This window comes from Catenovulum sediminis (genome assembly GCF_007289895.1).
GTDB classification, from domain to species: domain Bacteria; phylum Pseudomonadota; class Gammaproteobacteria; order Enterobacterales; family Alteromonadaceae; genus Catenovulum; species Catenovulum sediminis.
In genome coordinates, this window is sequence record NZ_CP041660.1 from 3,168,031 (window position 1) to 3,180,627 (window position 12,597).

General features: G+C 39.6%; 16 protein-coding genes and 3 tRNA genes. 8 read left to right on the forward strand and 11 right to left on the reverse strand.

All coding sequences use genetic code 11. The features are described 5' to 3' along the window. A complete protein-coding gene (locus FNT16_RS13455) occupies positions 1-720 on the reverse strand; it encodes a hypothetical protein (protein ID WP_143872059.1) in 720 nt (239 codons plus the stop codon). Positions 721-826: 106 nt separating this feature from the next. Between FNT16_RS13455 and FNT16_RS13460 the strand changes: the two genes are divergently transcribed. The 7 genes from FNT16_RS13460 to FNT16_RS13490 all read left to right on the forward strand — a co-directional run bounded on the left by FNT16_RS13460 (position 827) and on the right by FNT16_RS13490 (position 5,483). Next, positions 827-1,399: a hypothetical protein gene (locus FNT16_RS13460; protein ID WP_143872060.1), complete on the forward strand. Its 573-nt coding sequence runs from the start codon at positions 827-829 to the stop codon at positions 1,397-1,399. A 144-nt stretch (positions 1,400-1,543) separates the two neighbouring features. Continuing rightward, positions 1,544-1,636: transfer RNA gene (locus FNT16_RS13465), tRNA-Ser, on the forward strand. Positions 1,637-1,658: 22 nt separating this feature from the next. Further along, positions 1,659-1,735: transfer RNA gene (locus tag FNT16_RS13470), tRNA-Arg, on the forward strand. Positions 1,736-1,766: 31 nt separating this feature from the next. Continuing rightward, positions 1,767-1,843, forward strand: a tRNA-Arg gene (locus tag FNT16_RS13475). A 428-nt stretch (positions 1,844-2,271) separates the two neighbouring features. Then, complete coding sequence (locus FNT16_RS13480) at positions 2,272-2,532, forward strand: oxaloacetate decarboxylase subunit gamma (protein ID WP_143872061.1); 261 nt, start codon at positions 2,272-2,274, stop codon at positions 2,530-2,532. Between the two features lie 17 nt (positions 2,533-2,549). Beyond that, on the forward strand, positions 2,550-4,340 hold the full coding sequence (gene oadA, locus FNT16_RS13485) for a sodium-extruding oxaloacetate decarboxylase subunit alpha (RefSeq protein ID WP_143872062.1): 1,791 nt from the start codon (positions 2,550-2,552) through the stop codon (positions 4,338-4,340). A gap of 9 nt (positions 4,341-4,349) precedes the next feature. Next, positions 4,350-5,483 carry a sodium ion-translocating decarboxylase subunit beta gene (locus FNT16_RS13490; RefSeq protein WP_143872063.1) on the forward strand — a complete coding sequence of 378 codons (1,134 nt, stop codon included), beginning with the start codon at positions 4,350-4,352 and terminating at the stop codon, positions 5,481-5,483. 156 nt (positions 5,484-5,639) lie between these two features. Here FNT16_RS13490 and FNT16_RS13495 read toward each other — a convergent pair whose 3' ends face one another. The 10 genes from FNT16_RS13495 to FNT16_RS13540 all read right to left on the reverse strand — a co-directional run bounded on the left by FNT16_RS13495 (position 5,640) and on the right by FNT16_RS13540 (position 10,452). Beyond that, positions 5,640-6,632, reverse strand: coding sequence for a hydrolase (locus FNT16_RS13495; RefSeq protein WP_143872064.1), 993 nt, complete (start codon positions 6,630-6,632; stop codon positions 5,640-5,642). A gap of 39 nt (positions 6,633-6,671) precedes the next feature. Next, on the reverse strand, positions 6,672-7,067 hold the full coding sequence (locus tag FNT16_RS13500; protein WP_143872065.1) for a hypothetical protein: 396 nt from the start codon (positions 7,065-7,067) through the stop codon (positions 6,672-6,674). Between the two features lies 1 nt (position 7,068). Continuing rightward, positions 7,069-7,305, reverse strand: coding sequence for a hypothetical protein (locus FNT16_RS13505; RefSeq protein ID WP_143872066.1), 237 nt, complete (start codon positions 7,303-7,305; stop codon positions 7,069-7,071). 58 nt (positions 7,306-7,363) lie between these two features. Continuing rightward, positions 7,364-7,792 carry a YacL family protein gene (locus FNT16_RS13510; RefSeq protein ID WP_143872067.1) on the reverse strand — a complete coding sequence of 143 codons (429 nt, stop codon included), beginning with the start codon at positions 7,790-7,792 and terminating at the stop codon, positions 7,364-7,366. 58 nt (positions 7,793-7,850) lie between these two features. Further along, complete coding sequence (locus tag FNT16_RS13515; protein ID WP_143872068.1) at positions 7,851-7,991, reverse strand: DUF3149 domain-containing protein; 141 nt, start codon at positions 7,989-7,991, stop codon at positions 7,851-7,853. Between the two features lie 131 nt (positions 7,992-8,122). Continuing rightward, positions 8,123-8,431 carry a hypothetical protein gene (locus FNT16_RS13520; RefSeq protein WP_143872069.1) on the reverse strand — a complete coding sequence of 103 codons (309 nt, stop codon included), beginning with the start codon at positions 8,429-8,431 and terminating at the stop codon, positions 8,123-8,125. An 83-nt stretch (positions 8,432-8,514) separates the two neighbouring features. Further along, a complete protein-coding gene (locus FNT16_RS13525) occupies positions 8,515-8,829 on the reverse strand; it encodes a hypothetical protein (protein WP_143872070.1) in 315 nt (104 codons plus the stop codon). A 116-nt stretch (positions 8,830-8,945) separates the two neighbouring features. After that, complete coding sequence (locus FNT16_RS13530) at positions 8,946-9,614, reverse strand: HAD family hydrolase (protein WP_143872071.1); 669 nt, start codon at positions 9,612-9,614, stop codon at positions 8,946-8,948. Positions 9,615-9,634: 20 nt separating this feature from the next. After that, complete coding sequence (locus FNT16_RS13535) at positions 9,635-10,045, reverse strand: gamma-glutamylcyclotransferase family protein (RefSeq protein WP_281281859.1); 411 nt, start codon at positions 10,043-10,045, stop codon at positions 9,635-9,637. Positions 10,046-10,050: 5 nt separating this feature from the next. Beyond that, on the reverse strand, positions 10,051-10,452 hold the full coding sequence (locus tag FNT16_RS13540; RefSeq protein ID WP_143872073.1) for an acyl-CoA thioesterase: 402 nt from the start codon (positions 10,450-10,452) through the stop codon (positions 10,051-10,053). A gap of 116 nt (positions 10,453-10,568) precedes the next feature. Here FNT16_RS13540 and FNT16_RS13545 point away from each other — a divergent pair, with 116 nt between their 5' ends. After that, positions 10,569-12,593, forward strand: a complete 2,025-nt coding sequence (locus tag FNT16_RS13545; protein WP_143872074.1) for a methyl-accepting chemotaxis protein — start codon at positions 10,569-10,571, stop codon at positions 12,591-12,593. Positions 12,594-12,597: the final 4 nt, after the last annotated feature.

Genomic DNA, 12,597 nt, shown 5'->3' on the forward strand with positions numbered 1-12,597 from the left:
TTATTTATTTGACGTTTTTTCTGTTAATACACTAGCCGGTACATCTGTATCGGCTTTTTTGTTTAAAACAGCCAGCATGAGCACCCAAAAACATAAAACTAAATTAAACAAAGGGATTTGCAAATCTGCCGGCATTAAATAAACAATAGAAACCGCTGGGATCCAAACGAGCCAATTAGATAAAATAGTCGCGGGAAGTGTGAGCGTTAAAAATGTACGGTTTAGCGCTAAACGAGTCTCTTTAATTGAAAAGCCGTGTTCCATCCACAAATAAGCGATAGCGATGCTGGGCGCTGCCCACAATGCACTGTAGATAAACTGATCAACACTCGTCTTAGTCGCAATAGTCATAAAGTCATTTTGATAACCAAACCAATAGCCTTGTAGTTGATAAAACAAATCAACTTCTACGCCTTTAACACCCCAAAATAGAAAATAAAACAAAAATAACTTTATAAAATCTTCGCGATTGGCAAATTGTTTAGTGGTCATTAGGTATATAAAAGGAATTAAACCGCCAAATAAAGCGGTTGCAAAAAATGCATAAACACGACCGAGATCATATTTTAGATTGGCCAGCAAAGAAAAATAAGGCTGGCAACTAGGGACATAGAAGTAACACAGACCGATAATCACAGCAAAAGACTGTAAAACGATACCGGGTACGAGGTTTTTTTTAATTGCATTGCTAATAGTATGACGAAATATATTGGCAGACATGGTATAAAGCTTTTTGAAGAAAAATTCGCGTTAGTCTAACTTTCGCGTGGTCGAGCGCAAGTCGGAAATATCTTCTTTTTAATGTTTAATTTTATCTGAGGTTAATATGCAGTGGTTTATTTGCCCACAATGTGGGGAAACTAATTTAGTACAAGCAACACAATGCAGTCATTGCAAGCTAAAAGAGCCTAAAGCGAATGCAATGTTGGGAAAAAAAATAGAAAAAATGTTGTATACAAAAGACCAGGACAGCATTGCAAAAGCCGGCGAGTGGTTAAAGGTATATATGTTCCAATTAATCAATAAAACTGAGCTTATGATTACCACTGCTGTTTTGTTGTTTGTTTTGGCGATTCACGGCATCTACATATTACAGTTGGAAACAAGCTTACGTTATACCGATATGTTCATCGTCTTCTATCAAGTTGTGGTGATTACATTAATCTTAAATTTAATATTACAGTGGTTATTTGGGTATTCGTTAGCAAAACACTTACTGCAGAAGAACTCACCAGACATACAACATATACATCAGATAGAAAGTAATGTACCTAATTCATTACTGATAAGTATATTCAGTTACCGCATTGCAGAATCTTGTACACGATTAAAACATAGACAATATAAAAAACTAACTGAAGAAATGATAAAAAGGCACATCGAATTCGCCGCCCAGTAACAGGGATTGATTGAATAATAATCTATTGATTATCTGTTATACAGAGATTGTTTAAAAATTGATGGTTTGATAAAAAACATTAATTTATTTGAGAAAAAGGTTTGACAAAAATCTGAGAATCATTAATATGCGCCCCACGAAAACGGTGAGATGGCCGAGAGGCTGAAGGCGCTCCCCTGCTAAGGGAGTATAGGGTTTGTAGCCCTATCGAGGGTTCGAATCCCTCTCTCACCGCCACTTCGTAAGTTTTAAAAAAGACGCGCGTGTAGCTCAGCTGGATAGAGTACCTGGCTACGAACCAGATGGTCGGAGGTTCGAATCCTTCCACGCGCGCCATTTTTTAAAATGTTGTCTAAAGTCAGATAATGCGCGTGTAGCTCAGCTGGATAGAGTACCTGGCTACGAACCAGATGGTCGGAGGTTCGAATCCTTCCACGCGCGCCACTTCTCATGTTCTTCACAAGGTTGACGATAATAAATGAGCAGTGTTGAATAGATTGTAAAGGTGGTAAAGTAAGATTTATACACCTTAGAGTTGAATATTAGTCAGCTCCAATTAAAAAACGCTGAATTTGTTTACAACCGAGACCTAACTTCTAAAAAACAAATTTAGCGTTGACTAATTTTTGGCTAATGCTTTTATGCAGCAATGTCTGTTATCATTAGCGTCAAAGCGGAAATTAACCGTTAGTAAACGTATGTTTAATCAAAATAAGCATTATTGAATATTTTTTTGATTAAACTGAACTTTTTGGTTATTTTCTTTGTTTAAATGACCCCAATTAATCAACTATTTTTAATCGGTTGATTGATTTATATACGATAGCATGCTATCCGTTGGGTTCGCGGTCCTTAACTAACAGAGACGATATATGGAAAACAATCTAAGCTCTTTACTAATTGAAGCAGCAAACCTGCTTTTGGTTGGTATGGTTGTGGTGTTTATGTTTCTTGGCATATTAATTTTTCTTATTAAATTAATGTCCAAATTGGTCGGAAGTGATGCACCAGCTCCCGCATCCGTTAACATACCAAATCGCCCAACCTCTAGAAAATCCAATTCAACTCAAGATAAAAAGGTCGTCGCTGCCATATCGGCTGCGGTACACCAATATCGTCAAGACAATAAATAGTAAGCAGGAGACTTCACATGGCTAAACCTCTAGCGATTACTGATGTAGTATTAAGAGATGCACATCAATCTTTGTTAGCAACTCGTTTTCGTCTGGACGATATGCTACCTATTGCCGAAAAGTTAGATAAAATTGGCTACTGGTCTATAGAAAGTTGGGGCGGTGCAACCTTTGATTCTTGTATCCGTTATTTAGGCGAAGATCCATGGGATCGAATTCGCGAATTGAAAAAAGCAATGCCTAATACCCGCCAGCAAATGTTATTACGCGGACAAAATTTATTAGGGTATCGTCACTATGCTGACGATGTAGTAGAAAAATTCATCGAGCGAGCACACACCAACGGTGTTGACGTGTTTAGAATTTTTGATGCGATGAATGACGTTCGTAATCTACAAACTGCGGTTAAGGCTGCAATTCAGGTTGGGGCACATGCACAAGGTACATTGTCTTATACCGTAAGCCCAGTTCATACAATGGATATGTGGATTGATATGGCACGTCAACTAGAAGACATGGGTGTACACTCTATCTTTATCAAAGATATGGCAGGTCTATTAAAGCCATACGTGGTTGAAGAAATGGTGACCAAGCTTAAAGAAGCAGTTGATGTACCCATTGCAATGCAGTGTCATGCTACTACGGGTTTAAGCACCGCTACTTATATGAAAGCCATTGATGCGGGTATTGATATGTTAGATACCGCAGTTTCGTCAATGAGTATGACATATGGCCATACCGCTACTGAAACCATTGCTGCAATAGTTGAAGGTACCGAGCGTGATACCGGTATCGATTTAACGCAAATGGAAGAAATTGCGACTTATTTCCGTGATGTACGTAAAAAGTATGCGCGTTTTGAAGGTGCTTTAAAAGGTGTTGACGCCAGAATTTTAACGGCTCAGGTACCTGGTGGCATGTTGACAAACATGGAAAACCAATTAAAAGAGCAGGGTGCAGCGGATCGATTAGATGAAGTCTTAAAAGAAATTCCACGCGTTCGTGAAGATCTCGGCTTTATCCCATTGGTTACACCAACTTCACAAATTGTTGGTACTCAAGCGGTATTAAATGTCCTCACGGGTGAGCGCTACAAGTCTATTACTAAAGAAACGGCTGGTGTGTTAAAAGGTGAATACGGTGCAACTGCTGCACCGGTTAATGAAGAATTATTGGCACGTGTTTTAAAAGACGGTGGTGAAGCCATTACTTGTCGTCCGGCTGATAAAATCGAGCCTGAGTTAGAAAAACTAACAGCTGAATTAGATGTACTTGCCAAAGAAAAGTCTATCAAGTTGGCGGACGAGAAAGTAGATGATGTATTAACTTACGCACTATTCCCGCAAATTGGCTTGAAGTTCTTAGAAAATCGTAACAATCCAGATGCGTTTGAGCCAGCCCCAACTGCTGACGACGCCAGTGACAGTGCCGCACCAAAAGCCACTGTATCTCAGTCTGGTCCAGCATCATACAGTGTTAGAGTTGATGGTAAGGTGTATGAAGTTGATGTTGCGCCAAGTGGTGAAATTAAAGACATCAAAGGCGGACAAGGTGGTAACGACGAGACAGTTCCACAGTCTACATCTGTATCAGGAGCAGAAACTTTAAATGCGCCTCTATCGGGTAATATCTTTAAAGTGAATGTTAATCCAGGAGATCAGGTTTCTGCAGGTGATGTTGTTATCATCATGGAAGCAATGAAGATGGAAACTGAGATTCGAGCTGCTAAAGATGGTGAAGTCGTTTCTGTTCATGTTAAAACAGGTGATGCGGTTCAGTCCGGTGATCCTATGATTAGCTTGGCATAAGGGTAGACGATGGACGGTATTACAACTTTATGGGCCGCAACTGGGATTGCAAATTTTCACTGGCAACAGTTGATTATGATTTCAGTAGGCTTCTTACTCCTATATCTGGCGATTTCAAAGAAATTTGAACCGCTATTATTGCTACCCATTGGTTTTGGGGCAGTTTTAACAAATATTCCAATCGCGGGTTTGAGTGATCCGGGTGGCGTTTTGTACTATGTATACAAAATTGGTATTGATACAGGTGTCTTTCCTTTATTGATATTTATGGGTGTTGGCGCGATGACTGACTTTGGGGCGCTGATAGCTAACCCTAAAATGTTGTTATTAGGTGCTGCTGCTCAGGCTGGGATTTTTGCAACCTTGTTCGGTGCTATTCTACTGAACTTAATTCCAGGTTTTGACTTTACACTGGCAGATGCCTCAGCAATCGCTATTATTGGTGGTGCGGATGGTCCTACCGCGATATTTTTGGCTTCGAGGTTAGCGCCTGACTTATTAGGGGCAATTGCTGTTGCAGCCTATTCATATATGGCTCTGGTACCCATTATTCAGCCGCCAATCATGAAAGCTTTAACGAACGAAAAAGAGCGTAAAATTGTGATGGAGCAATTGCGTCCAGTATCACAAAAGGAAAAAATTGTTTTCCCGTTGATGGTATTGACTATTACCTTACTATTGTTACCAGAAGCAACGCCATTAGTCGGTATGTTCTGTTTAGGTAACTTGATGCGAGAGTGTGGTGTTGTTGATCGTTTGAGCAAAACAGCACAAAACGAACTGATTAATATCGTCACGATCTTCTTAGGATTGGCTGTTGGTTCAAAATTATCTGCTGAAGCCTTCTTAACAGTTGAAACCTTAGGTATTTTGGCGTTAGGTGCGGTTGCCTTTAGTATTGGTACTGCCAGTGGCGTTATGATGGCTAAACTCATGAGTAAATTGAGTGGTGGTAAGATTAACCCATTAATTGGTGCTGCAGGCGTCTCTGCTGTGCCGATGGCAGCGCGTGTTGTTAATAAAGTTGGTTTAGACTCTAACCCACATAACTTCTTGTTAATGCATGCAATGGGGCCTAATGTGGCAGGTGTACTGGGCTCTGCTGTAGCGGCCGGTATCTTGTTGGCATTGGTTGCGCCTTAAGAAATAAGCTAAACGCATAATAAAAAAGGTTGCCAACTTGGCAACCTTTTTTTATGTCTTAATATTGATAAAGTATTACTAAATTTGTTAATACTAAATTTGGTAATAAGTTCGAAACGAAATGCACAGTATATTGTGAGACAACTAGCGGGCTTGTTATCTGTATTGCAAGTGATTCTCAATATAATTGATGCTGCGTTTTTCTAACCAGTACTCACCTTTAAATGGAATACTGCCGCTAACATAACCAACATGGCCACCTTTTTCACTCATTTCAAATGTAACCCTGTGTGATAATTCATCCCGTTGCGGAATCGATTTGGGGGATAAAAACGGGTCGTCATTAGAGTGAATTATCAAGGTTGGTTTTTCAATATGACGCAAGAACTGGCGACCACTGGATTTTTGATAATAGTCAGCAGCATTAAAAAAGCCATGCAAGGGTGCGGTGACCAGATCGTCAAACTGCCACAGTGTTTTGATCTTGCGAAATTCATCTGCTTTAAGCTTTATATGATTGTTCAGATTTACTCTCTGCATCTTTCTCGCCAGATTATCCAGCATCATATCCAATAGGTATTTTTGATAAACTTTCGACGTGCCTTTTTGAATATGTCTGCAACAAGCTGCAAGATCAAGTGGTGGGCAAATTGCGACACCGGCTTCAAATGGGTTTTGTTGGCCGCTTTCACCTGCAAATTTACACAATACATTAGCCCCTAATGAAAAGCTAATACAGGCTAAAGGCGCGTGTGCGTAGCGTTCTTTGAGCCATTGGCAAAGATAGGCAAGATCTGTCGTTTCGCCTGAATGATAAGCTCTGGGGAGGCGATTCGGAACGCCGCCACAAGAGCGGAAGTGCAACAACAAGCCTATCCATCCTTTTTGACGAATCGCGTTTAACATGCCTCGGGCGTAGGCGCTTTTGATGGACCCTTCTAACCCGTGTAACACCACAACAATTGGTTTTGTCGTATCAAAATTGGGTTTTTCAGTCCAATGAATATCTAAAAAATCTTGATCGGGTAATTCTATTCTTTCGCTTAAAGTTGGGCAGGGGAGGTTTTTACGTTCAATTTTTTGCCAACCGGTCTGGAAGTGACGGTTTTTTAACCACCAAGCGGGTTTAAATCTGCTTTCAATAATCATACTTAATCTCGATTCGACGCCTTGCTGTGCAGTGATATATTATTTTTTGTTATGACTTTCAATTAAAACATCACCGCGTGAACGCAATCTTTTTTTACTGCGTATGTTTGCAAATGGGTCATTTTCTGGTTTAGCTTCTCGTTCTGTTTTGATTTTTTTGTTGATAGGCAGGGTATCATTCATGCTTTTTTTTCGTTTAGGTTTTAATCCCCACAGCCAGACTAATAAAACGGCCAATACCAATAGCCACTTTCCAGCTAATGCATACACCAATAAATTAACTTGCTCAGCCACTTGCAAATATTCGGTTACATCAAGATAAACTAACTGAATGAAAATAAGGGCGAGGATAGTGGCAATGGTTGACTTAATGTTTTCTTTGTATTTGTGCCATATTGTTGTCAGTATGGTAAATCTGATTAATGGATTAAACACGTTATACCCACCAACCTAACCCTAATAATGCGGCTAACGCTAACAAACCTTTTTCTTTAATACGACCTCGAATTTTGTCTTCTTCCTCTTTCACTATAACTTCGAGTTCTTCTTCTGATAAATCACTGGCTTTTCTACCGGCCAGAATGATTCTGCTATTTGCTGCTTGAATAGCCGCTTCACGAATTTTGTCGTCGTATCTATGGGTAATTGAATTGAGGCTTGCAGGCAGCTTCATGTAGCGTTTTACTCCAATATTAATTGTTTTTTGAGCCTAAGCGCTTTATCAAAAGGTGTCAATCTTCATTAATGAATCTAAGCCAAGCTTTTAATGCGGTCACAAAGTCATCTAAACCACAGCCACAAATTAATGCATCATCACTGAGTATGGCTTCTTCAGTTTCTTGCTCATCGTTCTCTTCGATGCTCTCAAAATCATCATTGTCATCTTCCGGTGTGGTATTTGGATTCGATAGGGGCTTTGCATTGTCGATAACTCGAACTTCATCTCTGTCTATGATGAGCTGATGAGTTGCGCCTTGAATGGTGTGCTGTTGCAAATCTTTCTTTTGAACTTGAGTGACAATATTGAGTAGCTCAGCAATTTTGTGCCTGTTGTTGCCAATCTCATCAGTAAACCAATATCCGAACGCTTCTTGTTCTGTTGTAAATACTGCTTGAAATTCTCCGTCAGCAGAGCGGTAAAAATCGTATTCCACAGCCATAACTCATTGTTAATTTTCGGGAACAGAAATTTACCACAATGGAGGATATTTTGTCCTGTTATTCTTGAGGTGGCACTGCATTTTTTATGTTAGTTAAAAATAGCCACACATAGTAAGCCAGTAAGGAGATAACTGTGGCAATACCTAACAGTGAGCCCCAAACAACAGGATCGTTTAATAACATTTGTATAGCATTCATAATATTTACCTTTACTAAATAACGAGTGACTTGAGGTAAATATATGGTTCTGAGCATTCATTATATTGCGCTAGATCAAGTTTTGTTGCTGACACGAAAAAATGCGTATCGAAAGTTGATCTAGCTCAATTTTATTTGTTCGTAATCGTCGTTTTTTGCCATTGGTTATAGAGACGTAAAAAGATGCGCTGGATCTCATCGTATTGCTGCTGTTCTGTAAGGTAGAGCAGGTGACTGTATAGCTTGCTTAAGTTGTCGGCTAACTCAGGCCATTTTTCTGATTCGAGCGAACGATTCAATAACAGGATGACTTTTACGATTCGTTCCTGTTGCTTATTTTGTGAAGCAAAAATTCCAATATTAAGCAACCTCAATAAGCGATTGATTGGCGGCTCTGAATTTAGCTGATGAAACTGATATTCGGCAAGTTGTTCTTGCATAGTATCCCCAAAAGCAAGCCACATTTATCTGTAAGGTATAATTTATGCCAAAGGCAAACCTTTAATAAAAGCTTTAACTGAATTTATAGCCTAAGAATCTCTTGCGCTGACTGATTTGCCTGTACTTCCTGAGCCAAAGAGGCATTTTGAGAAATTTGTTGTGTCGCTTCTGCTAATGTTCTCTCGACTTCTGCTGGGTCTTCTATCGCTTGCGCTGGTAATTCGCCGGAAGTTGCAACTTGCGTATTTTCTACCTGTGATTGCTGCTCTGAATTTTCAGCTGATTCAACTTCAGCGCTTTGTTGTTGCCGCTGAACTTCTTCATTCTGTAATTGCCTAAGTTGCTCTGCATTATTGCTGCCGGCCACTTGGGTACTACTAGTGTTTATTTCTGCCATGCCAACCTCCACGCTTATTCGACCTAGCGATTAGACTTTAATAGTAGCTATATTTGTTTGAAATATAAACTATAAAAACCAATGAAGCTGAGATGAGTAAGCGTGATTGTCCAATATTATTGCCAGTTTAACTGAACCTCATCAAAGCTTCTTACGACAGCTTCGGCTTGTTCCTGAATACTTTCATGAATGGGTAAATAATCCGGGATAATGATAGTGCGACAACTGGCATTAATTCCCGCTAAAGCACCTGGATTAGAATCTTCAAAAACGAATGTATTTTGCGGTCGACTGCCTATTAATTCACAAGCTTTTATATAGCATTCGGGGGCGGGTTTTGGCTGAGTAACGTCTTCTGCGCACACGATGACTGAAAAGTGCTGCTGGTAGCTCAATTGCTCAAAGTTGAATGCCACTGCTGCTTGTCTTGATGAGGTGACTAAACCGACTTTTAAACCGCTCGCAACGCATTGTTGGAAAAATCCATCAAAGCCTTTTTTAATCGGCAGGTGCAATTGCTTTTTGTGTTCAATATCCGCGCGCAATTGGCGAATAAATTCATTCATATTAACCGTGCTATCAAATAGTTTCGCGGCTATACGGTAACACTCTTCCGAGCGCACACCGACAAAATCATCATACATAGATGCTGTAAAATGTTGGCCGAATTTGTCAGCTGTATCGACCCATGCCTGACAGTAGATAGCCTCGCTGTCAAAAATAGTACCATCCATATCGAAAAGAATAGCGTCTGGTTTTTGTGTTATTTTGTAGATATCGTTCATAAATAATATTAATTGCGGTTTTAAACTGGGTTAAACCCTTTGTATTGTGCAAGAAACTGGTTAAGACCTGTTTTTTCAAATTCACTTGTAGACCAGTTCTGGTGGCTGCAAATATGTGAAAACTGGCTATTTAACAGATAAACCTGAGCTTTTACTTGATGACCATTCGATAAGCTAACGAGTCTAGTGACTCTATCGTAATACTCACCTTCAAAATCATCTAATCGGTGAATATCTGTCAGAGTGACGTTCAAATAAAGACGCCCCTGACAAATTGCATTATCTTGCAGTTTTAAGACCGGGTAATGCTCATTGACTACTTTTTTTCGGCAAAATCCATAAATACGAGCTGTCTCTGATTGATATTTCTCAGATACGACTCGTTGCCAAACTTCACTATACATAAGCGAGCCGTAGGTAAATACATGCACTCTACTTATGCCTCACGCACAACTTTATGTTTATTGCCGTCATTGTCGATTGCAACATACGTAAAAACACCTTCGCATACAATAAAACTTTCTTTACTGGCTAAATTGCTGCGCAACACCGGTTCAACCCATACTTCGAGTTTAATTTTCATTGAGGTGTTACCAATATGCAATATGCTGCCATAACAACTGAATATATCACCAACGTGAACTGGGCTAATAAACCGAATTGAATCAACAGCAACCGTTACTGTACGGCTTTTTGCGACAGCTTTTGCCATCATCCCGCCAGCGATATCCATTTGTGACATAATCCAGCCACCAAAAATATCACCATTTGCATTAGTATCAGCTGGCATAGCTTGCGTTCTAAGGATTAATTCACCTTGTGCGTTTGTCTCACTCATATGGCTGGCCTTATTATTTGAAAGTCTGAACAGTATTATTGTGTACCTATTTGATTACTCTGAAAAATAACCTAGGCTGATAATGAGTATACCTTTTCTGTTGGCTAAGGGACATTGTGGTAAATTTTAGTTTAAAACAAAATTTAATAATAAGTACCGTTGTTTATCTTATCTTAATAATCGGTTTAAGCTTATTTTCGTTAAATAAACTGTCGCAAGTGCAGTCTTTGGCAGTTGAGAAGCAGAACAATGCTGTAAAATTGCAGCAAGAGACAGCAAACTTACAGGTGTTGTTATTGCAACAAATAAAAATAAGCTCCGCCAGTCTGGCAGTAGACGATGAGCAAAAACTGTCAGAAATTAGGAGAGATTATGGCGTATTAAAAAACGATTTTAACAGACAGCTGCAGCGTTTTAGCCAATATAAACTATCTTCGCAAACGCAATCGGTTATACAAAAACTCAGTAGCGCGGCAAATAGTTTTGCCAACAGTGCAGAAAGCTTGTTTTCAAACACCTCACGTACATTTGCACTGTATCAAGAGCTTGATGAAAAACTTCTAAGTTTTGAGCAGCAGGCCGATGAATTGGGTGCTTTGTTGCTAGATATCGCCTATGCGGATAATGGTGAGGATGCTGAGCGCATTGAAGGTATGACCAATCAGTTAGACACCACTTTGTATACTATTATTGGAATTGGTAGGGAAATTTACAATGCGCAAAAGCAGGAAACATTGACGCATTTAGAGGAAACTTTAAGTTTTGCATTGAAAGATTTTGCAATCAAGATGGATTATCTATTTCGAAACTTAGATCCCAACATGCACAGTGACGCTATTACAAATGTGGGAGAGCAAAAGGAAAAAGCATTTGCTTTGCTCACCGCACAAACAGGGTTAATTGCGATTCGAAGCAATTTGATCAAAGCCTCGACAAAACAAAAATCACTCCACCAAACAAGTGAAGCGCAGGTAAATACGGCTCTGCAATTTGCAGAGCGAGTTAAAGCTGACGCCGAAAATGCAATGCAAAATATACAAACAGCAGTTGGAAACACAGTTAATGATGCATACAGCACAGGTATTATTGCGCTGGTGATTAGTTTACTTGTAGCAGCCATAACTTATTGGTTAACCATGCAAGCTATTATTAGACCATTACAAGGGATGGGGAAAGTGGTTTCAGCGATAGCGAATGGAGATTTAACACGCAGTTTACGAATTCGCGTAGATGATGAAATGGGCAAGTTATCTGCCGATATTAACAAAATGACGGATAGTTTGCGTACACTGGTAACTTTAATTCGCGATACCTCGAGTCAATTGAGTTCAGCTGTCGAATATGCAAATGACGATACGCACAAATTAAGTCAGCAACTGAGAAAGTCGGTTCATTTAGTTGAATCCAGTAAAATGAACGCTCAAGCAGTCGAATTACAGGCAACAGATGTAGCTGATAAATTAGAGGTTTTTTCTAACCACATGCAAGATACCAACAATGAGGTTGTAGAGAGTCGTAAAAATAGCCAGCATACTAAGCAGCTTGTAGAGCAATTAAACCAACAAGCTTGTCATTCTGGAGAACGGATTAATCAGTTAAAACTGCGCTCAAGTGAAATCGACAATATAGTAGAGACAATTGAAAAAATAGCAGAGCAAACTAATTTGTTGGCCCTTAACGCGGCGATTGAGTCAGCCCGCGCGGGTGAGCAAGGTCGAGGGTTTGCCGTCGTTGCGGATGAAGTTCGCGAATTAGCGTCACGTACGCAAAATTCGACTATTCAGATTCAAAAGATTATTGCTGAAATTCAAAACGATATAGATTCTTCATTTAATTCTATGCAAACCGGAATAAAAATTAGCAATCAAGTGTGCAGTAGCATTGAAACCTTAGATAAATCGATGCAGACAATTAACCACGAAATTACACAAACAAGACAGGAGTTTAGTAGCGCACAATCATCAATAAGCGAGCAACGTGCGGCAATATCTGAAATGACTAGAGCAGTCAGTCAAATTGCAGATATTTCTAATACAAATTTAAATAGCGCTGAGCAGACACTTGAGCAATCACGTAAAATCAATTCATTAACTGAAGATTTGAAGAAGGTGATAGCCAGATTCATAACTGAATCTGGCTGATATG

Coding starts and splice junctions, on each gene's coding strand:
- FNT16_RS13455 (WP_143872059.1), bottom strand. CDS start 720: ATGTCTGCCAATATATTTCGTCATACTATTAGCAATGCAATTAAAAAA.
- FNT16_RS13460 (WP_143872060.1), top strand. CDS start 827: ATGCAGTGGTTTATTTGCCCACAATGTGGGGAAACTAATTTAGTACAA.
- FNT16_RS13480 (WP_143872061.1), top strand. CDS start 2,272: ATGGAAAACAATCTAAGCTCTTTACTAATTGAAGCAGCAAACCTGCTT.
- oadA (WP_143872062.1), top strand. CDS start 2,550: ATGGCTAAACCTCTAGCGATTACTGATGTAGTATTAAGAGATGCACAT.
- FNT16_RS13490 (WP_143872063.1), top strand. CDS start 4,350: ATGGACGGTATTACAACTTTATGGGCCGCAACTGGGATTGCAAATTTT.
- FNT16_RS13495 (WP_143872064.1), bottom strand. CDS start 6,632: ATGATTATTGAAAGCAGATTTAAACCCGCTTGGTGGTTAAAAAACCGT.
- FNT16_RS13505 (WP_143872066.1), bottom strand. CDS start 7,305: ATGAAGCTGCCTGCAAGCCTCAATTCAATTACCCATAGATACGACGAC.
- FNT16_RS13510 (WP_143872067.1), bottom strand. CDS start 7,792: ATGGCTGTGGAATACGATTTTTACCGCTCTGCTGACGGAGAATTTCAA.
- FNT16_RS13515 (WP_143872068.1), bottom strand. CDS start 7,991: ATGAATGCTATACAAATGTTATTAAACGATCCTGTTGTTTGGGGCTCA.
- FNT16_RS13520 (WP_143872069.1), bottom strand. CDS start 8,431: ATGCAAGAACAACTTGCCGAATATCAGTTTCATCAGCTAAATTCAGAG.
- FNT16_RS13525 (WP_143872070.1), bottom strand. CDS start 8,829: ATGGCAGAAATAAACACTAGTAGTACCCAAGTGGCCGGCAGCAATAAT.
- FNT16_RS13530 (WP_143872071.1), bottom strand. CDS start 9,614: ATGAACGATATCTACAAAATAACACAAAAACCAGACGCTATTCTTTTC.
- FNT16_RS13540 (WP_143872073.1), bottom strand. CDS start 10,452: ATGAGTGAGACAAACGCACAAGGTGAATTAATCCTTAGAACGCAAGCT.